The following is a 20,367-nucleotide window of genomic DNA, read 5'->3' as shown; positions in this document are numbered from 1 at the left end:
GTTTATTCAGGGATTTTGGTCAACTGGAACTGTTGGCGGAGAGACAGGGATTCGAACCCTGGGAACCCGTAAAGGCTCAACGGTTTTCGAGACCGCCACGTTCGACCACTCCGCCACCTCTCCGCGTCGGTTGATCATGCGTTAATCTGGGGCGTGATAGGCCCAGCCCGCCGTTCGTGCAAGCGGATTTAGTGACAATTGCGTGCGTGATCCGTGTCGCCCCTTGGAAACCCGCGTTTGCGCGCTTACTCCTAAAGTGAAGCAACAAAGGCCCGCCATATGTTCATGCGTTTCGCAACCCTCGCCACTGCCATCACGTTCGCCCTGCCTGCCACAGCGCAAGAGCGGGACATTGATCAATTATTTGAACTTTTGATGCTGCCCGAGATCGTGGACATCATGCGCGAAGAAGGGGCCAGCTACGGCGAAACCATCGGGCAAGACCTGTTCGCGGGGGAGCCCAGTGCGGAATGGTCCGCGACGGTCGATACGATTTACAATTACGATGTGATGGTCGCCCTCGTGCGTGAGGATTTTGGGACCTCCCTTGAAGGCGGCGATCTGGCCCCGATGATTGAGTTCTTCGGGTCCGAGCAAGGGCAAAAGATTGTCGGGCTTGAGGTCAGCGGGCGACGTGCCCTTTTGGATGATGCGGTAGAAGAGGCCAGCAAAGAGGCGGCTTTAATCGCACAAGACCAGATGGACGCGCGGTATTTGTTGGTCGGTGAGTTTATTGAGACGAATAACCTGATTGAGACCAACGTCGCGGGTGCGCTCAATTCCAACCTTGCGTTCTTTAACGGGCTTGTCGCGGGGAACGCGTTTCAGGGCGCGCTGACCGAAGAACAAATCCTGACAGATGTTTGGGGCCAAGAGGCCGAGATCCGCGACAGCACATCTGAGTGGATCTACTCATTCTTGTATATGGCCTACGCGCCCTTGGATGACGCAGACCTGCAAGCCTACATTGCATTTTCGGAAACCGAGGCGGGCGAGCATATAAACCGCGCCATGTTTGAAAGCTTTGATCGCTTGTTCACGCAGATCAGCTGGTCCTTGGGGCGCGCCGCCGCCAATGAGATGACCAGCCAGGAGCTTTAGGCGGACACAACCATGATCGCGACGATCAGCGCGTCCAGATTGTTGGCATACAGCGCAAGGTCGGATTGAAGTTGCAGCGTGTGCTGTGCGCGGATCGGTTTGGGGACGTTCGCGATGTCGAAGGCTTGTGTCAATGTGGGTCCACCGCCGCGCTGGATGTCGGCGATCAGGGCAGGGTGGTTGGTTTTAACGAACACCTCAACCTTGCCGCGGGTCTGGGCGTAGGCCGCATTGCCGAGGCTTGACCCAAGCGCGTTGAGGGGCAACAGCAATGGATCGCCCAGATGGTTTGCATCGCTGGTGCATCCGCCCATCATGAAGGCTGGCAGCGTCATAAGAATAAAGGCGAATTTGCGCATGATGGGGCCTGCTACCTGTTGACTTGAACCAAACCTTTCGCGATAAGCCGCCATCCGGGCAAGTTATTTGTCCCAGAGTAAGCAAAATCTCGCCCCAGATGGGCGCGCTGTCCACGGGTCGCGAAAGCGATAAACGCCTTAGGAATAAGGGACCCCAGAGACGCGATTGAAAAAGGAAGACGATATGTTCGCGGTTCTTAAAACCGGTGGCAAACAGTACCGAGTCGCATCAGGCGACGTGCTGCGTGTCGAAAAGATCGCTGCTGAAGCAGGCGATACAATCCAATTCAACGATGTTCTGATGGTTGGCAACACTGTGGGCGCGCCCATGGTTGAAGATGCTGGAGTGCAGGCCGAAGTGATCGACCAGATCAAAGGCGACAAGACGATCAACTTCGTCAAGCGCCGCCGGAAGCACTCCTCCAAGCGTACCAAAGGCCACCGTCAGCAACTGACACTGGTCCGCATCACTGACATCCTCGAAAAGGGTGCAGGGAAGTCCGGCGTTAAGGCCGCGCTGAACGGAACGGGCTTTATGTCTGCGTCCATGATCGAGCGCGCTGCAAACCCTGGCATGCCATCCAGCGAAAAAGCCGCTGCTGCTGCCGAGCGTGCATCCGCACCAAAGAAAGCCGCTAAGCCTGCTGCGAAAAAAGCTGCACCTAAGGCCGCTGCCAAGCCAGCCGCTGAAGAAAAAGCACCCGCCAAGAAGGCCGCGCCGAAAAAGGCTGCTGCTGCAACTGACGGCGCAGACGATCTGACACGCATCAGTGGTGTTGGACCGGTCATCGTGAAAAAGCTTCACGCGCAAGGCGTTACCACATTCGCCCAGATCGCAGCATGGACGCCTGAAGAGGTTGCTGCTATGGACGACGTATTGAACTTCAAAGGTCGCATTGACCGCGATGAGTGGCTCAAGCAAGCCGCAGAATTCGCTAAAGGTTAAGGAGAGACACCATGGCACATAAAAAAGCAGGCGGTTCATCCCGTAACGGTCGCGACTCCGCAGGTCGCCGTCTTGGCATCAAGAAATTCGGTGGCGAGAACGTCATTCCGGGCAACATCATTGCACGTCAGCGTGGCAACAAGTGGTGGCCGGGTGAAGGCGTTGGCGAAGGCAAAGATCACACGATTTTTGCAACCGTCGAAGGCAACGTTACCTTCCGCAAAGGCTTTAAGGGCCGCACGTTTATTTCTGTGGCTCCGATGGCGGAAGCCGCCGAGTAACCGCACTTCAACGTGATTGAAATTGAAGGGGTCGGTGTTCACCGGCCCCTTTTTCGTTGTTGTGAGAGTTATTGCAGAACCTGAATGTCCAAAACCCAGAAAGGGAGGGGCACATGATTGATCCACATAACCGCCCCGTTTTGGGGAATGACATCCTGCGTTTGCGGGCACCTGTAGCCGCAGATGTCGCTGCACGCTTCGCGCTGGGTCGATCAGCAGAGATTTTGCGTGGCTACGGCGTGGATGCCACGTCGTTGGGGCCATACACGCTGGCGGAGACCGAGGCGTGGGTCGAGGAGCATCTGCGCAAGGATCATCACTTCATCATTGAGCATGGCGGCGCCCTCGTCGGGGCAGTATTCCTGCATTCGGTCGATGGCACTGACCGGCGCGCGACAATTGCCATAGGCCTCGTAGACGAAGCGAAATTGGGTCAAGGCATTGGAACAGCGGCCATGCGGTTGATGTTGACCCATGCCTTTGGCACGCTTGGGCTACATCGGATCGGTTTGCATGTCATGGCCGATAATGAGCGGGCAATTGCGTGCTACCGCAAGCTGGGATTTGTCGAGGAAGGCCGCACTCGGGAAAGCGCGCGTGTTGGTAATGTCTGGCAGGATGATCTTGTCATGGGCATTCTCGCGCGGGAATTCCTGACATGAGCGTCGCAATCCTACCCTTTCTCGCGTTTGCCGCGTCCCAAGTGGGCACGCCTGGGCCTGCGAACATGGTTTTGTTGGCCACGGGCGCGCGGTTTGGATTGCGGCGTGCGCTGCCGTTTGTGGCGGGTGTCGCGCTTGGCAAGCAATTGATCATCTGGCCGCTTGGCCTTGGTCTGTTGGCGATCCAGGATGATTATCCGTTGATTTTCGAGACCCTGAAATGGGTGTCGGTTGCCTATATTCTGTGGCTGGCCTACCGCGTGGCGGGAATGCGCCTGAAGGTTGGTGACGTGGACGAAGCGCCGCCCGGATTTATGGCCGGTCTGATCGTACACCCTTTGAATCCAAAGGCTTGGGGGATGATCACCACCGGCTTTACCACGTTTGTCGCCACCGGCACGCCCCCCTTGCAAGCCACGGCAACGATTGCCATCTGTCTATTGGGATTACAAATCGTGCTGCACCCGATCTGGACCTATGCAGGGCAAAAGATCGCGGCAACCTTGGCCGGAACTCCGGGGGAGAAATACCTGATGTGGACGTTGGCGGGATTGACCGTCGCGTCTGTCATCTACGCGCTGTTTGGCAGCGCACTTGTTACGAAGGACATCCTATGACCGATACAACCCAGACCATACAGCCCGTCATTGAAACGGACCGCTTTTTGCTGCGCCCGTTGCAGATGTCTGACAAGGGCTTGCTCGAATTGCATCTGGGCGATCAGCGGGTAGCGAAAATGACCCGTTCGATCCCGCATCCTTTGCCGCCCGAATACATTGCCGGCCGGATTGAACGCGCGGGCGAAGACGACACCAACACTGAATTCTGGGTGATTGACGGGTCTGCCTTTGACCACGCCGAGGTGATGGGCGTGCTGAAGCTGACGCGCCTTGATCGCAACCAATCCGAGCTGCGATATTGGGTGGCGCCTGCGTTCTGGAACACAGGCATCGCAACCCAAGCGGTGGACGCGATTTTGCAGGCAAACCCGCAAGGCGCCTGCGATATCTATGCGGAGGTGTTTCAGGACAATCCGACGTCCGCACGCATCCTGACCAATGCGGGCTTCGCCTATCTTGGGGATGCCGAAACATTCAGTGTTGCGCGCAATGGTGTTGTGCCCACGTGGACCTATGCGCGTAAGATGGGTGCTGCTGCTTGAGGCGCGCGCGTCTTTCGCGTATCGCCTGACCAAATGTTAAGAAAGCTGAAGCGATGAAATTCCTCGACCTGTGCAAAGTCTATATCCGCTCTGGTACTGGCGGCGGCGGGTGCATCGCGTTCCGGCGCGAGAAATACATCGAATACGGTGGCCCCAATGGCGGGGACGGCGGTAAAGGTGGTGATGTGATCGTTGAGGCGGTTGATAACCTGAATACGTTGATCGATTTCCGGTATCAGCAGCACTTTTTCGCGAAAAACGGTGAGGCGGGCAAAGGCCAGCAGCGCACGGGTGCGGATGGCAACGACATTCTGCTAAAGGTTCCGACCGGAACCGAGATTATGGACGAAGATCAGGAAACGGTTCTGGTTGATCTGTCGGAAACCGGCCAACGCGTTGTATTGGCCAAGGGTGGTAATGGCGGCTGGGGCAACCTGCACTTCAAAACCGCCACAAACCAAGCCCCAAGACGCGCAAACCCCGGACAAGAGGGTATTGAGCGCACAATCTGGCTGCGGCTGAAATTGATCGCTGATGCTGGTTTGTTGGGCTTGCCGAATGCGGGTAAATCGACGTTTCTGGCGGCAACATCCAACGCGCGGCCCAAGATTGCCGATTATCCATTCACCACATTGATCCCCAACCTTGGTGTTGTGGGCGTTGACGGGGGTGAATTCGTGGTCGCAGACATTCCGGGCCTGATCAAAGGCGCGAGCGATGGAAAAGGTCTGGGTGATTTGTTCCTTGGCCACGTTGAACGCTGTTCGGTTCTGTTGCATTTGATTGACGGCACGTCGGGTGATCCCGTAGGGGATTACAAAACCATCATCGGAGAGCTTGAGGCTTACGGCGGTGCGTTGGCCGACAAGCCGCGCGTGACTGTTTTGAACAAGGTCGACACGCTGGATGCCGAAGAACGCAAATTTATCGCTGATGAGATCAAGGCCGGAACAGGCGTTGATGTGATGATGATGTCCGGTGCCACAGGTGAAGGTACGGTGGATGTGCTGCGCGCCCTCAAGGTTGAGATCGAGGATGACAAAATTCGCCAGAACGCCCCCGAGGAGCAAGAACCGTGGCGTCCCTAGGGTCCGCAAAACGACTGGTTGTTAAGATCGGGTCCGCCTTGTTGGTGGACCGCGAAAGCGGGCTGCGGACGGAGTGGCTGAAATCCCTCGCGCAAGATGTGGCGGCCATTCGTGCACGTGGGACGGACGTTATTTTGGTGTCTTCAGGATCAATCGCGCTGGGGCGCGGCGTGCTGGGCTTGTCGGGTGGGGATTTGCCGCTTGAGCAATCACAGGCGGCCGCCGCTGTTGGACAAATCCGGTTGGCGCGCGCTTATGAAGAAGCCTTGGCACCGTTCGGGATTACCACAGGGCAGGTTTTGGTGACGCTTGAGGATTCCGAGGATCGGCGCCGATACCTGAATTCGCGGGCGACGATGGAAACGCTGTTGTCGCTGGGTGTGACCCCGATTGTGAACGAAAATGATACCGTGGCGACAGACGAAATCCGGTATGGTGATAATGACCGCCTTGCAGCACAGGTGGCCGTGACGGCTGGGGCGGATTGTCTGGTATTGCTGTCTGATGTGGATGGCCTCTATACAGACAACCCGAAGGTGAACAGCGCCGCGCAGCATTATGATATCGTTGATAAAATCACGCCAGAGATTGAGGCACAGGCCGGTGATGCGGGATCAGGTCTGTCTAAGGGCGGTATGAAGACCAAGATCATGGCGGCGAAACTTGCTACAGACGCGGGTTGCGCCATGGTGATTACTTTAGGAACGCCACTAAACCCGTTGAAAACGCTGGAAGATGGTGGGCGTTGCACTTGGTTTAGTGCACAGACAAACCCCCAAGCCGCGCGCAAACGCTGGATCGCGGCGATGAAACCGCAGGCCTCTGTTACGGTGGATGGCGGTGCGCAGGCCGCATTGTTGTCAGGCAAATCCCTGCTGCCGATCGGGATCACACAGACGACGGGTACATATCAGCGCGGTGATCCCGTCGCGATTGTGTCAATCAGCGGGGACCAGCTGGGGCGCGGCCTGACGCGGTATTCCAGCACAGAGGCCGCCGCAATCAAAGGGTTGCGCAGCCAAGACATTGCCGCTGCACTTGGCTATGAAGGCCGCAGCGTTTTTATTCATCGCGATGATATGGTGATCTGATGACCGACACGACTATTCCCGACTTGATGGCCGACATTGGCGCACGTGCGAAAGCGGCGGCAAAGACATTGGCCAGCGCGACACCGGACGCGAAAACAGCCGCGTTGATGGGGGCGGCGGATGCGGTTTGGGCCGCGCGGGCCGAGATTATTGCGGCCAACGCCAAGGATATGGAATTTGGCCGCGACAAGGGGCTTAGCCCTGCGATGCTGGATCGTTTGATGCTGGATGAGCCCCGCATTCAAGGCATGGTTGACGGGCTGCGGTCTGTGGCCGCGCAAGATGATCCTGTTGGCGCGGTGTTGGAGGAATGGACCCAGCCAACCGGGCTAAACATTCGCCGGGTGCGCACGCCGTTGGGGGTGATTGGTGTGATCTATGAAAGCCGCCCCAACGTGACGGCGGATGCAGGTGCGCTGTGCCTGAAAGCTGGCAATGCTGTGATCCTGCGCGGCGGGTCTGAAAGTTTCCACAGCTCGGGTGCGATCCATGCGGCTTTGCAGGACGGATTGCGCGCTGCGGGCCTGCCTGTGGATGCTGTGCAACTGGTCCCCACGCGCGATCGTGCGGCGGTACGTGAAATGCTGACTATGACCGACACGATTGACGTGATTGTGCCGCGCGGTGGTAAAGGGCTTGTCGGGCTTGTGCAAAAAGAGGCCCGCGTGCCGGTGTTCGCCCACCTTGAAGGCATCGTTCACATCTACATTGATAAAGATGCAGATCCTGTAAAGGCGCGGGCGGTGGTTCTGAACGCAAAGACGCGGCGCACGGGTATTTGCGGTGCGGCGGAATGTTTGCTGGTGCACCGCGATGCCGCAGGTCTTGGCCAAGAGATCGTGAATGACCTGATGGCGGCGGGTGTAGATGTGCATGCCCAAGGGCTGACAGGGACGTCGCAGGCCACGGCTGACGATTGGGGGATGGAGTTCCTCGACATGAAGATCGCGGCGAAAGTCGTTGATAATATTGACGAAGCCATTGATCACATTCAATCGTTCGGGTCCAATCACACCGATTGCATTCTGACCGAGGATGACAGTGCCGCTGACACATTCTTTGCACGTCTTGATAGCGCGATCCTGATGCGCAACGCGTCCACACAGTTTGCGGATGGTGGCGAATTCGGGATGGGCGCGGAAATTGGCATTGCGACGGGCAAGATGCACGCGCGCGGGCCTGTCGGCGCGGCCCAGCTGACCAGTTTCAAATATCTGGTCGTTGGTAACGGTACGCTGCGCGCCTGAGCGTTAGAAACTGATCTGCACCCAGTCAGCACCATGGGTCATCGAAAGCTGCCGTTCGGCGTAACAGGCCATGCCGGGCAGGATGCCAAAATGAACCTGGCTCGCGCTCAGCTCATCTGGGCAAACCCCTTTGGCGAGAGGGGCCCATAGCGCCGGATCGAGGTTCAGGCGGTCGTGTTTTGCGTACACGGTCCAATTGCTCGCGGTGAGCGTAATATCGATGTCACCGCCCAAAGGCAGTGCAGTTTCGACACACATCACCGCCAAAAGCGCTGTGCGCACGTCCAATCGGGCTGGATCGCCCGGGACGTTCCATGAATAACTGAGCCGCCCGCCACGGGCCATCGCCTCGAGCGTGGTGAGGATTTCAGAGCGTGCCACGGTCTGGTCCGACGTGGCATCCCCGAAGGCCAATCGCAGAAATTTCAGCTTAGCGGTCGCGTTTTCGACGCTGTCTGATACCAGCGTCATTTCTTCGCCGCCCGCCACACCTGCAAGGCCGAGAAGTTCAATCCCGTTGCCGATTGCGCCCAATGGGTTAATGAGGTCGTGACAGATCCTTGAACCAAGCAATGCTGTGAGGTTTGGAGGGGCGGATTGAGTCAAAGGAGGCTCCGGAAAATTATGGCGTTTCAGTCTTTGTATGAACCCGGGATGATTGTGAAACTCCCCGGCAAACCCGAATGGGGGCTGGGGCAGGTTCAGTCATCCGTTGGCGGTGCGGTCACGGTGAATTTTCAAGAACATGGTAAAGTGGTTATTCGTGAAGAAACGGTGACGTTGGAGGTTGTATCGTTTGGGTAAATGCTCGTTATAGATGTATATGCGCGGTAATCCGCCAATCAAGGGGCGCGGTTGCCCGTCACGGTTTGCGTGACTAAAAGGACGCAACGCGAATTGATTGGATAGCTTTCACAGATGACCCGACCTGCGCCAATTTTTGAGACGCGGTTGGCGTGTACACAGGCTGATGTTCTGGCTGGCCAGGCGCTGCGGTATTCTGTTTTTGTTGAAGAATTGGGCGCAGACGGGCCGCTGGTCGATCATGACCGCGGGCTTGAACGTGACCGATTTGATGAACATGCCGAGCAGTTGTTGTTGGTAGACACGGCCCGTCCGGCGGATGCGCAGGTTGTCGGGGTGTATCGATTGATGGACCGCACGGCACGGGACGCTGCGGGGCAGTTTTATTCGAGTGATGAATACGATCTGACCGCGCTTGAGGCGTCAGGCCGCCCGTTGTTGGAGCTTGGGCGGTCTTGCCTGCATCCCGAGTATCGCGGCGGTGCGGCGATGCTGCATCTTTGGCAGGGTCTTGCGCAGGTCGTGCGCGACAAGGGGGCTGAGGTCTTGTTTGGTGTGGCCAGTTTTCATGGCACCGATCTAGACAAGCTGGCACAACCCCTGTCGCTGCTGGCGCGTGATCACGCGGCGCCTGCTGATTTGAATGTGCGGTCACAGGTTTACCAACCCATGGCGCTGACAAAGGACATTGATCGCGTTGGCGCGATGAAACAGGTGCCAGCCTTGATTAAGGCCTACCTGCGGCTTGGGGGTTTTGTCGGGGACGGGGCGTTTGTGGATCATGCATTTAACACAACGGATGTGTGTCTTGTGCTGGACACTGCGCGGATGAACCCGCGACAGGCAGCAATTTACGGCGCGATGCCGCGAGGGGATAGTTCATGACATGGACGTCTGACGACCTGCCAGAAACCCACAAGATAACGCCGATGGGGTGGCTGCGTGTGGTCCTACGCGGTGTTCTGGTCGGGGCGCTGACATTCGGGTGTTTAGCGCTGTTGTTGCTTGTCCGTTTGATTGAACGGCCGCTGTGCGGGCAGGGCCGCCCTGTGACGCCTTATATCACCCAGTTTGTCTGTCGGTCTTCTTTTGTGTTGATGGGGATCGGGTACAAACGTGTGGGAACGCCTATGGCGGGTGCGGGCGCGGTGGTGGCCAACCATTCGTCCTGGCTTGATATATTTGCGCTGAATGCGGCCAAGCGGATATATTTCGTGTCCAAGGCCGAGGTGGCGAAGTGGCCGGGGATTGGTTGGCTCGCGCGGGCGACGGGGACGGTGTTTATTGCACGGAACCGCACGCAGGCGGCTCATCAGATCGATGTGTTTCGCGACCGCTTGGGCCATGGCCACAAATTGCTGTTTTTCCCCGAAGGCACATCAACGGATGGCCAGCAGGTTATCGCGTTCAAGCCGACATTGTTTGCGGCTTTTATGGATGACGTCCTACGGGACACGTTGGCGATCCAACCTGTTTCAGTGATTTACACAGCACCCGAAGGCGCAGACGTGCGCCATTACGGTTGGTGGGGGGACATGGAATTCGGCACACATCTGCTGGCAACTTTGGCGCAGTCACCCCAAGGATCGGTGACGGTTGTGTATCATGCACCTGTCAAGGTCGCGGATTTTGCCAATCGTAAGGCGCTGGCCGCGCACCTGGAGGCCGCCGTGCGCGCGGGCCATTCAGACCATTTGGGCCGCAAATCCGGCTAGTGTCTTGGCGGGATTATCCGTGCCCCAGACCTCATCACCGATACCAAAGAAATCCGTGTGCGGGGACAAATCGCCAATCAACTGTTCCGTCAGCGCGCCTTCGGCGACGACGGGCACTTCGATCATCTGGGACCACCACTGGAACAGCTCAAGCTCTGCTTTTTGGCTGTTGCCAAGCGGCGTGTCACCGACAGGGCCAAAGGTGATGTAATCCGCACCAAGTTCGCAAGCAGTCATAGCGTTATGGCGCGAGGCGTAACAATTGCTGCCGATGATCGCATCATCGCCCAGTTCCTTGCGCACTGCTTTGATGGTGCGGGCCGCGTCCGTCAGGTGCACCCCATCAAGGCCAAGGCGTTCGACCATCATCACATGGGTATCGATGACCAGCGCGACATCGCGGTCATGCGTAATAAGACGCAACGCATCTGCGGTTTTCGCGATGACCGTTTCGTCCGTGCTGCCCAGCGACAGGCGCACGCAGGCCACGTCTGTTGCATCCAGGCAAGACGTGAGGCGGTCGGGGAAAGTCGCCAGATCAACCTCGCTCGGTGTGATGAGGTAGATGCGTGGAGGTTCTTTTTCGGGAAAGATGTCGTCAGTCATGTGCGCGGCCTTTTGTTGGTGGCATCGCTATAGCGGGCGCATTGCGAATTGAATAGGGGTGGGCTATGCGCGGGCGATATTAGGAGATCTTTTATGCCCACAGATGCCCCCCAGCCGAGTTTTGTTCTGATCCGTCCGCAGATGGGCGAAAACATTGGTGCGGCGGCGCGGGCGATGTGGAATTTTGGACTGGACCGGATGCGGATTGTGGCGCCGCGTGACGGCTGGCCGAACCCTGCGGCGGATGCGCTGGCCTCTGGGGCGGGACGTTTGCTGGATGAGGCAGAAGTATCGGATGATGTGGCCAGCGGTATTGCTGATCGTACGTATGTTTACGCGACAACTGCGCGCCCGCGTGAATTGACCAAGCCTGTATTTTCACCCGAAGCCGCGATGGCGGATGCCGCGGCGCGGATCGGGCGGGGTGAAAAGGTGGCGGTGATGTTCGGGCCAGAACGATCCGGGATGGAAAACGCCGATATCGCCCATGCAAATGCGATTATTACGGTTCCGGTGAACCCTGAATTTCCATCCCTGAATTTGGCGCAATGTGTGCTGTTGGTCGGCTATGAATGGCGCCGCGCGGTTGAAGCTGCGCCGGATATGGTGATGCAGGGCCAGACAATAGATGCGGCTGATCAACGCGACATTGAAGCACTGGCGCGCCATTACGAAGACCGGCTGGAAGAGGCCGGGTTCTTTTATCCGGACCACAAAGCGGACAGCATGAAGGTGAATTTGCGCAACCTGTGGAGCCGGATGGCGTTGACCCGCGCAGATACGCAGATGCTGCACGGTGTGTTGCGCCAGTTGTTGCGCGGCAAAACGAAATAGGACGATCTGGCGATCGGCGCCTGCGGCGGGCGGGGAGCGCCCCTGCGGGGCGCAGCAGGAAAGGGGGCGCTGCCCGGTCTGCTGCGCAGACCCCCCGGGATATTTACGAACCAAAGAAGCGGGTGGGGTGCGACGGTTTGGTCAGGCGGGTTGCCCCGATGGGGGTGGCGGCATAGGTTTCGGGAAAGACAAGAGTTGAGGTCAAAGATGGCGAGCAAGCCGCGCAGTATTTTCGAAGAGGTCAGTGACGTTCAAAAGCCCGTGGCGGCCCCTGGTGGGATTGACGCCAAAGGCAAAGGCGCGCGGGGTGCGATCCGCGTGTGGCTGATGGGCCTGTTTGCCTTGGTCGTCGTGATGATCACCGTCGGTGGGCTGACGCGGTTGACGGATTCAGGGCTATCCATCACTGAATGGGCCCCGATTTCGGGATCTGTGCCGCCGATGAATGCGGCTGCATGGGAGGCCGAGTTTGAAGCCTATAAACTTATCCCCGAATACATCGAGCAGAACGCCGGCATGAGCATGTCCGAATTCAAGGTCATTTATTACTGGGAATGGGGCCATCGTCAGTTGGGCCGTGTGATTGGGCTTGTTTGGGCGCTAGGGTTCTTTTGGTTTTTGCTGCGGCGTCAAATTCCCGTCGGGTGGACGGGGCGGTTGTTGTTGTTGGGCGGTCTGGGCGGGCTTCAGGGCGCGATTGGCTGGTGGATGGTCAGTTCTGGTCTGCGTGAGGGGATGCTGGATGTGGCATCTTATCGTTTGGCCACGCACCTTGGCCTCGCGTTTGTGATCCTTGGCTTCATCGCGTGGTATGTGTTTTTGCTGGGACGTCGAGAGGCAGATCTGATGCAATCGCGGCGCAATGGGGAAGGGCGTTTGGTGTCGTTGACGTCGGTGTTGATCGGCTTTGCCTTTGTGCAAATCCTTCTCGGTGCGCTTGTGGCGGGGATTGATGCGGGGCGTGCTTTTCCGACGTGGCCCTTGATGGGCAGCGGATTTTTCCCGCCTGATCCGTTTTTGATTGAACCGATGTGGCGCAATTTCTTTGAAGACGCGGGATTGGTTCAGTTCATTCACCGTATGTCGGCCTATCTGTTGTTCGCGTTTGCGATCTTTGTGTGGCTGCGCGGGCGCACATCGGCCAACGGGCAAACGCGGTTCGGATTTAATGCGGTGTTGGCTTTGATGGTGCTGCAAATGGTCATTGGTATTGTCACCGTTCTTTATTCCGCCCCCGCCCATATCGCGATTGTCCACCAGTTCACGGCGGTTGTTCTGTGGGTGGTCATTCTGCGCGCGCGCTATCTGGCGCGTTACCCGATCCCACAATCCATAAAAGGAGCCTGACCTATGGCCGCTTACGATGATCTGATGGCGCACCAGCGCGAGACCGAAGCCCTGTCCCAAGTGGCGGGCCGGTTGGGCTGGGATCAGGAAACCATGATGCCGCGCGAGGCGGCCCCCCAACGTGGCGCCGAAATGGCGGCGATGGAAACGGTTCTGCATGCGCGCCGCACAGACCCACGCATGGCCGATTGGTTGGCAGAGGCAGAAACCAGCGGTCCGGTTGAGGTGGCACAACTGCGCCATATCCGGCGTTCTTATGAGCGCGCGAGCAAAGTTCCCGCCAAGCTTGCGTCCCAGATTGCACGGGTGACCAGTGAGGCGCAGGGCAAATGGGCAGAGGCGCGCGAGGCGGATGATTTCGCAGCCTTCGCGCCCGTGTTGAAAGATGTCGTGTCGTTAAAGCGCGAGGAAGGCGCGGCCCTGTCGGCGGGCGGCGATGTTTATGACGCGATGCTGGATGACTACGAGGCAGGTGCCACTGCGGCGGAGTTGAGTGCGATGTTTGACGCACTGCGCCCACGTCTGGTGGCGTTGCGTGCGGCTGTGTTGGACGCCCCTGCACCGGCGGCGTTGCAGGGCAAGTTTGATGAAGGCGCGCAAATGAAATTATCGCGCCAGATCGCCAAGACGTTTGGCTATGACATGGCAAAGGGGCGCGTCGACAAGGCGGTGCATCCGTTTTCCAGCGGGTCGGGGCTGGACGTGCGTATCACCACGCGTACATCGGAAACCGACCCGTTCAACTGCATCTATTCCACGATCCATGAGGTCGGCCACGCGTGTTACGAACAAAACATTGATCCTGATTACCTGCTGACGCCATTGGGGCAAGGTGTGTCCATGGGCGTGCATGAAAGCCAGTCGCGCATTTACGAAAACCAAATCGGGCGCGGGCGGGCCTTTACCGGATGGCTGTATGGCCAAATGCGCGATGCGTTTGGGGATTTCGGCATTGCGGATGAGGATGCGTTTTACGCCACCGTGAACCGCGTTGAAAATGGCTATATCCGCACGGAGGCCGATGAGGTGCAGTATAACCTGCACGTGTTGTTGCGGTTCGATCTGGAACGCGCCCTCATTGCGCGTGATATTGAAGTCGATGATCTGGAAGCCGCATGGAACGAACGGTTTGAGGCTGATTTCGGATTTGCCGTGGACAAGGCAAGCAATGGTGTTTTGCAGGATGTGCACTGGTCTGTTGGGTTGTTCGGATATTTTCCGACCTATAGCCTCGGCAATGTCTACGCGGGCTGCCTGAACGATGCGATGCGTGACAAAATGCCTGATCTGGATGCCACACTGGCGCGCGGTGACACGTCACACGCGACCCGTTGGCTGCGCGAGAATGTTCAGACCCATGGTGGGCTTTATGCGCCGCGTGATGTGATCGAACAGGCCTGTGGTGCGGCCCCGTCCGAGGGTCCGTTGCTCAGCTATCTGGAAGAGAAGTTTAACGGCATCTACGGGCTTTAGGACCAGTCGGGATCGCGCTTTTCCAAGAACGCCGCGATCCCTTCGTTCGTTTGGGCATCCAGCATGTTGTCGACCATAATTTGCCCAGTATAGGCGTAGGCATCTGCGGTGGTCATCTGGGCTTGGTCGTAGAACGCCTGTTTGCCAGTCTTAACGGCCACAGGCAGTTTGGCGGCGATGGTTTGCGCCAATGCGCGGGTTTCTTGCACAAGGTCGCTGTCGGGTACGGATTTGTTGATCAAGCCCAACGATTGCGCCTCTGCCGCGTCGATGAACCGCCCCGTGGTGAGCATTTCAAACGCGTGTTTGCGGGGGATGTTACGGGTGAGCGCGACCATCGGGGTTGAACAGAACAGCCCGATGTTCACACCGTTCACCCCGAATTTGCAGCTGTCCGCCGCAACGGCAAGGTCACAGGTTGCGACCAGCTGACAGCCCGCCGCGGTGGCGATGCCGTGGACTTGGGCAATGACAGGTTGGGGCAGGGATTGAACCGTTTGCATCATGGTCGCGCAGCGGGTGAACAGATCACCCCATGCGGCCGCACCGCCGTCGTCGTTTTGACGCGCGGCCTGCATTTCGCGCAGATCATGGCCCGCGCAGAACGCTTTGCCCGCGCCGGATAGGATAACGACACGAATTGTCGTATCTGTTTTCAGTGCATCCAGTTCGGATTGCAACGCGGCAAGCATTCCGTCGCTCAGCGCATTCAGACGTTCTGGCGCGTTGAGTTCGATATGGGCAATTGCGTCGCTGTCGGTTCGGGTAAGGTGGGGCATCTTGTGTCTCGCGCTGGTGTGCGGCAAGTCTAAGCAGGCAGGAGGGCGATGGCCATGGAAATGAAGATGAACCTCGACGAATTGCGTGCGTTTCTTGTGCGCGACTTCCCGCAAGTGGCGACCGATTTTGAATTTGTAGAAGCCGCACCGCCGTTTCTGACCCTTGCGATGACAGCGTCCGAACGGCATTTGCGGCCAGGTGGCACGGTGTCGGGCCCGTCGATGTTTGGGCTGGCGGATGTAACGGCCTATTTTTGCATTCTGGCCGCCCTTGGTCCTGTGGCCCTCGCAGTGACGACCAGTTGTTCCATTGATTTCATGCGCAAACCTGCGCCGGGGCGGTTGTTGTGCCGTATGGAATTGCTAAAACTCGGCCGTGTTTTGGCGGTGTGTGAGGGGCGCATATTCGTCGAAGGGCGCGAAGACAAACCCGTTGCCCGCGCGTCCCTGACCTATTCCATCCCGCCGAGCGCGTGATAAAAAAAGGGGCCGGCGCAATGACGTGCGGTCCGGCCCCGAGGTAGGAAGTAGGGTGTGGGGCTTAGTCCTCCCAGAACGGTTTTGACGCCTCGGTGCGGGCCTTCAGGCGGTCTAAGCCGATATCGGCCAGAAGATGATCGTTAAGCCGTATCAAATGTTTGCGGGAACGACGGCGGGTATCCCATTTTGTCACCGTCACCGCGAACGCCACGGACCAACGCGCAAGCAGCGGAAGGCTGTGGGCGCTGTTGAGGGTCTCGATTTGGGCTGCGTGCAGAGCGTGTGACATGGTGAAAGCTCCTTTGTCTTTCGGGTTGATTGTATCAATACAATTTGGCATCTTGCCGTGATATATTGATACAAAGTGAAATTGAGTCGGTAAACGAAATGATTGTACCTGATACAAAATGGCAACCTGATCTGCGTGCGGCGGGCCGTTCCAAGTATAAAGCGCTGGCAGAGGCGATCCGCGAGGGGATATTGTCGGGGCAATTGAAGGCGGGCGCGAAATTGCCGCCCGTGCGCGAATTGGCCTATCAGATTGGCGTGACGCCGGGGACGGTCGCGCGGGCCTATAACATGATGACGGACGAAGGACGGCTGAGCGCCGAAGTCGGGCGCGGCACGTTTGTTGCGGGGCCCAAACCGGCGGCGCGCATCACGGATGTTCCGCTGATCAATGCCGTAAATGAAACCATCGCGGATTTTCGCAGCAGCCGTGTGCCTGATGTAGGGCAGGGGTTGTTGATCGATGATGCGATGATGTTTGTGGCAAAGTCGCACCGGCGCCGTCACATCAATTACCCGACCCAAGAAACCGATCTTGAAGCACGCGAGGCCATCGTCGAATGGCTGGCGGATGTTGATGCGGGTAAGATTGACGCTGACCACATTGTGTTGGCCAATGGGGCGCAGAACGCGTGTATCATGTCGTTGCTCGCGATTTTGAGCGGACCTTCACCGGTTATTTTGACCGAAGACCTCGCCTATCCGGGTGTGCGGCACGCCGCGCGGCTTTTGCGCGCCAAAGTTGTCGGTGTGGAAATGGATGAACATGGCATCATCCCCGAGGCCTTGGCGGCGGCGTATCGTGAACACGGCGGGCAGGTTCTGGTGACAGCCGCTGAGGTTCACAGCCCCACAACGATCAAGACCCCATTGGCCCGCAAACAGGCCATTGCAGAGGTCGTGCGATCCTTGAACCTGACGATCCTTGATGATGATTGCCACGCAACCGTGAAATCCGACGTCCCAAGTTATCGCGCCATTTTACCAAAACAGACCTATTATGTGTCTTCGCTGACGAAATCGGTCAGCGGTGCGTTGCGGTTCGGCTTTGCGGTTGCACCACTTGGGCAGGGGGCTGAATTGCGGCAGGTGGCACAAAGCGCGCATTACGGGGTGTCCCAACCGATTACAGATATTTGCACGCGTCTGATCACCAATGGGGATGCGACCAAAGTGCGCCTCGCGGTGGCGGATGCCGTTGCGGCGCGGGTGCGCCAAACGGTGAATAAGCTCGGGCGGTGGGATATCAAATGGCGTGAAGACGCGCCGTTTGTCTATCTTTCTATGCCCCATGGCTGGCGCGCATCCAGCTTTATGGTGGCGTGCGAAAAGCGCGGTGTGCTGGTGAAACCAGCGGATGAATTCGCGCTACCTGACGATCGTGCGCCTAATGCGGTGCGCCTTGCCATTGGCACCTGCTTGTCAGAGCCGTTGTTTCTATCCGCTTTGGACGAGATCAACCAATTGCTCGGGAATCCGGAACGGCGGATTGATAATTGATGGGGTAAAATAGTACCGTTTTTGTAAAGCGCTGAAAACGCTATATTTATTCCCATTCATGGTCCTTGACCGCCTGTCTGACGTCGCTATAACCCAGCCATCAAATGTCGGACCATCGCTTTGGTCCAAACTTTAGGAAAAACCGATGAAAACCTATTCTGCTACCCCAGCGGACATCGACAAGAAATGGATCATTATCGACGCTGAAGGCGTTGTTTTGGGCCGTTTGGCGTCTGTGATCGCGATGCGCTTGCGCGGCAAGCACAAGGCGACGTTCACACCGCACATGGACATGGGCGACAACGTGATCGTTATCAACGCTGAAAAGATCCAGCTGACAGGTAACAAGCGCGACAAGCCGAACTACTGGCACACTGGCACCGTTGGCGGCATCAAATCCCGCACAACCGGTGAGATCCTTGAGGGCAAGCACCCCGAGCGTGTTGTGACCCAAGCCGTTAAGCGCATGTTGCCTGGCAACCGTTTGTCCCGCGTTCAGATGACACACCTGCGTGTCTTCGCTGGCACAGAGCACGGTATGGAAGCCCAAAAGCCCGAAGTTCTGGACGTTGCGTCCATGAACAAGAAAAACACGAGGACTGCGTAATGGCCGATCAAGTGAATTCCCTCGAAGAGTTGGGCCAAGTTGCTGACGCGATCGAAACTGTCGACGCGCCAATCATGGAAACCATCCACCGTGAGCCAGTGAAAGACGATCTTGGTCGTTCTTATGCAACTGGTAAGCGTAAAGATGCGGTTGCCCGCGTTTGGATTAAACCCGGTTCCGGCAAAGTCATTGTCAACGGCAAAGACCAGGACGTCTATTTTGCGCGTCCCGTTTTGCAGATGATCCTGCGCCAGCCGTTTGAAGTTGCCGGTGTTGACGGTCAGTTCGACGTTATGGCGACTGTCAAAGGCGGCGGTTTGTCTGGTCAGGCCGGTGCGGTAAAGCACGGTATTTCCAAGGCGCTTCAGCTGTTTGACCCGTCCTTGCGCGCTGCCCTTAAGGCGGCTGGTTTCATCACACGCGACAGCCGTGTTGTTGAGCGTAAGAAATACGGTAAGGCGAAAGCCCGTAAGAGCTTCCAGTTCTCCAAGCGTTAAGTTTTGGGATCACGGATTTGGAAAGGGCGTGCCGCAGGGCGCGCCCTTTTTCGTTGTGTGCTGTGTGGGGTCTTTATCGAGAATGAGTGGCTGGGGAGTTGGATGATTTGCCACTAAGGTACAGTTTTCCATCCTCGTCCGGCTGTAATCTGCAAAGTGACCCATGCGTTTGCCAAATCCTGCGTGGACGCTGCGAGAGCCAATTGCGCGGCTGCATTCGCTCTTTCCGCATCAAGCAGGTCCAGCAACGAGATCGCCCCAGCTTGATAGGTCGCCGTCGACAGCTCAAGCGCGCGTTCATAGGATTGCGCAGCCGCCCGGCGCGCTTCTACTTCGCGTTGCAGCCGCAGATAACTTGTCTGGGCTGTTTGCACCTCTTCCACCGCCGTCAGGACCGTGTTGCGCCATGTCAGATCAGCCTGCCGTGCGAGCGAAACTTGCTGATCGCGGGCCGCGCGCAGGGCTGATTGGTTAAGGATCGGCAAGGATAACGTCGGACCGAATGTCCAGCTGGATGGGTCAGATGCCGTAACCGTGCCGTCCAGATCAAGCGATGGGTAAAGATCGGCAGTGGCAACACCAATGCCAGCCGTTGCTTCGGCAAGGGCGCGTTCGGCTGAGTTGACATCAGGCCTGTTGCGCAAAGTATCGGCTGGTACACCCGCATCTGATCCGCCGCTTGGCCGCGGCTGTGGCGCGCCACGTTCCAACACGCTGGTGATCGGTCCCGCCGGTTCACCCAGCAATGTCGCGATGCCGTAGACCGCGGCGTAAAATCCGGTTTCAAGTGCGGGTAAATCGGCCAAGGCGTCATTCAGCAATGCCTCAGCATTTACCAAATCCAGTTCTGAAACGGCGCCTTGTTCTTGCTGTTGGCGCGTAAGCGTAACTGTTTGGCGCCGCGTCTGGATGCTTTCGCGCGTCAATGCGATGGCTTCCTGGAAGTAACGTGCATCGATGTAATTGCCGACCAACGACGCCAAAAGGGCCAGCCTTGCCGTACCCACATCGTAAACGGCACCTTCCAATGCGGCGGTGGCTTGTTCCTGTTCACGCTGAACGCCGCCGAAAATATCAAAAACATAGCTGGCAGCCAGGTTTCCGCTGTTGGTCGTCGTTGTGCTGCCCTCGCCCGTGTTGGCGAGCGTTGATGAAACTGAGCCGCTTCCGCTGACTTGCGCTGCCTGACCCGTGCCTTGTAACGCAGCAGCAGCCTGATTGATCCGTTCGGTGGCGGTGCGCACATCAAGGTTCTGCGCCATGCCCCGTTGCACAAGATCCGTCAGCGTGGCGTCCCCGAAATTAAGCCACCATTGCTGGGCCGCAACTTCGCCGGTCGCAGTGGCGTCCCCATCGATGAACCGCGCAGGCAGATCAATTGACGGTGACTGGTAATCAGGTCCAACGAGGGTGCAGCCCGTCAGGGCAAAGGTGACAGCGAAGGCCGTTATTGTATTACTTTTCAAACTCTTACCTCTTGTGTTGGCTGGGGATTATTTT

General features: G+C 57.7%; 25 protein-coding genes and 1 tRNA gene. 19 read left to right on the top strand and 7 right to left on the bottom strand.

The window, feature by feature from the left end; translation table 11 throughout:
- Nucleotides 1–33 precede the first annotated feature (33 nt).
- Nucleotides 34–123 (bottom strand) — tRNA-Ser (locus L0664_RS06825).
- 156 nt (nt 124–279) lie between these two features.
- Between L0664_RS06825 and L0664_RS06820 the strand changes: the two genes are divergently transcribed.
- Nucleotides 280–1,101 carry a hypothetical protein gene (locus L0664_RS06820; RefSeq protein WP_235224868.1) on the top strand — a complete coding sequence of 274 codons (822 nt, stop codon included), beginning with the start codon at nt 280–282 and terminating at the stop codon, nt 1,099–1,101.
- On the opposite strand, the gene L0664_RS06815 is transcribed toward L0664_RS06820, so the two are convergent.
- The gene (locus tag L0664_RS06815; protein WP_235224867.1) at nt 1,098–1,460 is read right to left on the bottom strand and encodes a hypothetical protein; all 363 of its coding nucleotides are present in this window, start codon (nt 1,458–1,460) and stop codon (nt 1,098–1,100) included. The genes L0664_RS06820 and L0664_RS06815 overlap by 4 nt on opposite strands.
- A 184-nt stretch (nt 1,461–1,644) precedes the next feature.
- On the opposite strand from L0664_RS06815, the gene rplU reads away from it, so the two are divergent.
- From rplU to L0664_RS06775, 8 genes are all read left to right on the top strand, one after another.
- Entirely contained in the window at nt 1,645–2,406 is a 762-nt protein-coding gene (gene rplU / locus L0664_RS06810; RefSeq protein ID WP_235224866.1) for a 50S ribosomal protein L21, read from the top strand.
- A gap of 11 nt (nt 2,407–2,417) precedes the next feature.
- On the top strand, nt 2,418–2,687 hold the full coding sequence (rpmA, locus tag L0664_RS06805; protein WP_235224865.1) for a 50S ribosomal protein L27: 270 nt from the start codon (nt 2,418–2,420) through the stop codon (nt 2,685–2,687).
- A 113-nt stretch (nt 2,688–2,800) separates the two neighbouring features.
- Nucleotides 2,801–3,349, top strand: coding sequence for a GNAT family N-acetyltransferase (locus tag L0664_RS06800; protein WP_235224864.1), 549 nt, complete (start codon nt 2,801–2,803; stop codon nt 3,347–3,349).
- Nucleotides 3,346–3,966, top strand: a complete 621-nt coding sequence (locus L0664_RS06795) for a LysE family translocator (protein ID WP_235224863.1) — start codon at nt 3,346–3,348, stop codon at nt 3,964–3,966. The genes L0664_RS06800 and L0664_RS06795 overlap by 4 nt, the downstream gene beginning before the upstream one ends.
- Nucleotides 3,963–4,511 carry a GNAT family N-acetyltransferase gene (locus tag L0664_RS06790; RefSeq protein WP_235224862.1) on the top strand — a complete coding sequence of 183 codons (549 nt, stop codon included), beginning with the start codon at nt 3,963–3,965 and terminating at the stop codon, nt 4,509–4,511. The genes L0664_RS06795 and L0664_RS06790 overlap by 4 nt, the downstream gene beginning before the upstream one ends.
- A gap of 53 nt (nt 4,512–4,564) precedes the next feature.
- Nucleotides 4,565–5,599 carry a GTPase ObgE gene (obgE, locus tag L0664_RS06785; protein WP_235224861.1) on the top strand — a complete coding sequence of 345 codons (1,035 nt, stop codon included), beginning with the start codon at nt 4,565–4,567 and terminating at the stop codon, nt 5,597–5,599.
- Entirely contained in the window at nt 5,587–6,690 is a 1,104-nt protein-coding gene (proB, locus tag L0664_RS06780; RefSeq protein WP_235224860.1) for a glutamate 5-kinase, read from the top strand. Before obgE ends, proB begins: the two co-directional genes overlap by 13 nt.
- A complete protein-coding gene (locus tag L0664_RS06775; RefSeq protein ID WP_235224859.1) occupies nt 6,690–7,937 on the top strand; it encodes a glutamate-5-semialdehyde dehydrogenase in 1,248 nt (415 codons plus the stop codon). Before proB ends, L0664_RS06775 begins: the two co-directional genes overlap by 1 nt.
- A gap of 3 nt (nt 7,938–7,940) precedes the next feature.
- Here L0664_RS06775 and L0664_RS06770 read toward each other — a convergent pair whose 3' ends face one another.
- Nucleotides 7,941–8,471: a histidine phosphotransferase family protein gene (locus L0664_RS06770; protein ID WP_235224858.1), complete on the bottom strand. Its 531-nt coding sequence runs from the start codon at nt 8,469–8,471 to the stop codon at nt 7,941–7,943.
- A gap of 90 nt (nt 8,472–8,561) precedes the next feature.
- On the opposite strand from L0664_RS06770, the gene L0664_RS06765 reads away from it, so the two are divergent.
- The 3 genes from L0664_RS06765 to olsA all read left to right on the top strand — a co-directional run bounded on the left by L0664_RS06765 (nt 8,562) and on the right by olsA (nt 10,456).
- Complete coding sequence (locus L0664_RS06765) at nt 8,562–8,741, top strand: DUF3553 domain-containing protein (protein WP_235224857.1); 180 nt, start codon at nt 8,562–8,564, stop codon at nt 8,739–8,741.
- Between the two features lie 114 nt (nt 8,742–8,855).
- Nucleotides 8,856–9,626 carry an L-ornithine N(alpha)-acyltransferase gene (gene olsB / locus L0664_RS06760; RefSeq protein WP_235224856.1) on the top strand — a complete coding sequence of 257 codons (771 nt, stop codon included), beginning with the start codon at nt 8,856–8,858 and terminating at the stop codon, nt 9,624–9,626.
- The gene (olsA, locus tag L0664_RS06755) at nt 9,623–10,456 is read left to right on the top strand and encodes a lyso-ornithine lipid O-acyltransferase (protein ID WP_235224855.1); all 834 of its coding nucleotides are present in this window, start codon (nt 9,623–9,625) and stop codon (nt 10,454–10,456) included. Before olsB ends, olsA begins: the two co-directional genes overlap by 4 nt.
- On the opposite strand, the gene L0664_RS06750 is transcribed toward olsA, so the two are convergent.
- Nucleotides 10,427–11,062 (bottom strand): thiamine phosphate synthase, encoded by a 636-nt coding sequence (locus tag L0664_RS06750; RefSeq protein ID WP_235224854.1) that lies wholly within the window; start codon nt 11,060–11,062, stop codon nt 10,427–10,429. The two genes, olsA and L0664_RS06750, sit on opposite strands and share 30 nt — an antisense overlap.
- Nucleotides 11,063–11,155: 93 nt before the next feature.
- On the opposite strand from L0664_RS06750, the gene L0664_RS06745 reads away from it, so the two are divergent.
- The 3 genes from L0664_RS06745 to L0664_RS06735 all read left to right on the top strand — a co-directional run bounded on the left by L0664_RS06745 (nt 11,156) and on the right by L0664_RS06735 (nt 14,716).
- Nucleotides 11,156–11,896 (top strand): RNA methyltransferase, encoded by a 741-nt coding sequence (locus L0664_RS06745; protein ID WP_235224853.1) that lies wholly within the window; start codon nt 11,156–11,158, stop codon nt 11,894–11,896.
- A 207-nt stretch (nt 11,897–12,103) separates the two neighbouring features.
- Entirely contained in the window at nt 12,104–13,243 is a 1,140-nt protein-coding gene (gene ctaA, locus L0664_RS06740) for a heme A synthase (RefSeq protein ID WP_235224852.1), read from the top strand.
- A 3-nt stretch (nt 13,244–13,246) separates the two neighbouring features.
- Nucleotides 13,247–14,716 (top strand): carboxypeptidase M32, encoded by a 1,470-nt coding sequence (locus L0664_RS06735; RefSeq protein WP_235224851.1) that lies wholly within the window; start codon nt 13,247–13,249, stop codon nt 14,714–14,716.
- Here the strand turns inward: L0664_RS06735 and L0664_RS06730 are convergent.
- Entirely contained in the window at nt 14,713–15,495 is a 783-nt protein-coding gene (locus tag L0664_RS06730; RefSeq protein ID WP_235224850.1) for an enoyl-CoA hydratase, read from the bottom strand. The two genes, L0664_RS06735 and L0664_RS06730, sit on opposite strands and share 4 nt — an antisense overlap.
- Before the next feature lie 54 nt (nt 15,496–15,549).
- Between L0664_RS06730 and L0664_RS06725 the strand changes: the two genes are divergently transcribed.
- On the top strand, nt 15,550–15,972 hold the full coding sequence (locus L0664_RS06725; RefSeq protein ID WP_235224849.1) for a PaaI family thioesterase: 423 nt from the start codon (nt 15,550–15,552) through the stop codon (nt 15,970–15,972).
- A 64-nt stretch (nt 15,973–16,036) separates the two neighbouring features.
- Here L0664_RS06725 and L0664_RS06720 read toward each other — a convergent pair whose 3' ends face one another.
- Entirely contained in the window at nt 16,037–16,264 is a 228-nt protein-coding gene (locus L0664_RS06720) for a DUF1127 domain-containing protein (RefSeq protein ID WP_235224848.1), read from the bottom strand.
- A 98-nt stretch (nt 16,265–16,362) separates the two neighbouring features.
- On the opposite strand from L0664_RS06720, the gene L0664_RS06715 reads away from it, so the two are divergent.
- The 3 genes from L0664_RS06715 to rpsI all read left to right on the top strand — a co-directional run bounded on the left by L0664_RS06715 (nt 16,363) and on the right by rpsI (nt 18,867).
- Entirely contained in the window at nt 16,363–17,763 is a 1,401-nt protein-coding gene (locus tag L0664_RS06715; protein ID WP_235224847.1) for an aminotransferase-like domain-containing protein, read from the top strand.
- Between the two features lie 145 nt (nt 17,764–17,908).
- The gene (gene rplM / locus L0664_RS06710) at nt 17,909–18,370 is read left to right on the top strand and encodes a 50S ribosomal protein L13 (protein ID WP_235224846.1); all 462 of its coding nucleotides are present in this window, start codon (nt 17,909–17,911) and stop codon (nt 18,368–18,370) included.
- A complete protein-coding gene (gene rpsI, locus L0664_RS06705) occupies nt 18,370–18,867 on the top strand; it encodes a 30S ribosomal protein S9 (RefSeq protein ID WP_235224845.1) in 498 nt (165 codons plus the stop codon). Before rplM ends, rpsI begins: the two co-directional genes overlap by 1 nt.
- A gap of 113 nt (nt 18,868–18,980) precedes the next feature.
- On the opposite strand, the gene L0664_RS06700 is transcribed toward rpsI, so the two are convergent.
- Entirely contained in the window at nt 18,981–20,333 is a 1,353-nt protein-coding gene (locus tag L0664_RS06700; protein ID WP_235224844.1) for an efflux transporter outer membrane subunit, read from the bottom strand.
- Nucleotides 20,334–20,367 lie beyond the last annotated feature (34 nt).

This window comes from Octadecabacter dasysiphoniae, assembly GCF_021532615.1.
GTDB lineage: Bacteria > Pseudomonadota > Alphaproteobacteria > Rhodobacterales > Rhodobacteraceae > Octadecabacter > Octadecabacter dasysiphoniae.
This window is presented reverse-complemented; position numbering and strand designations above follow the sequence as displayed.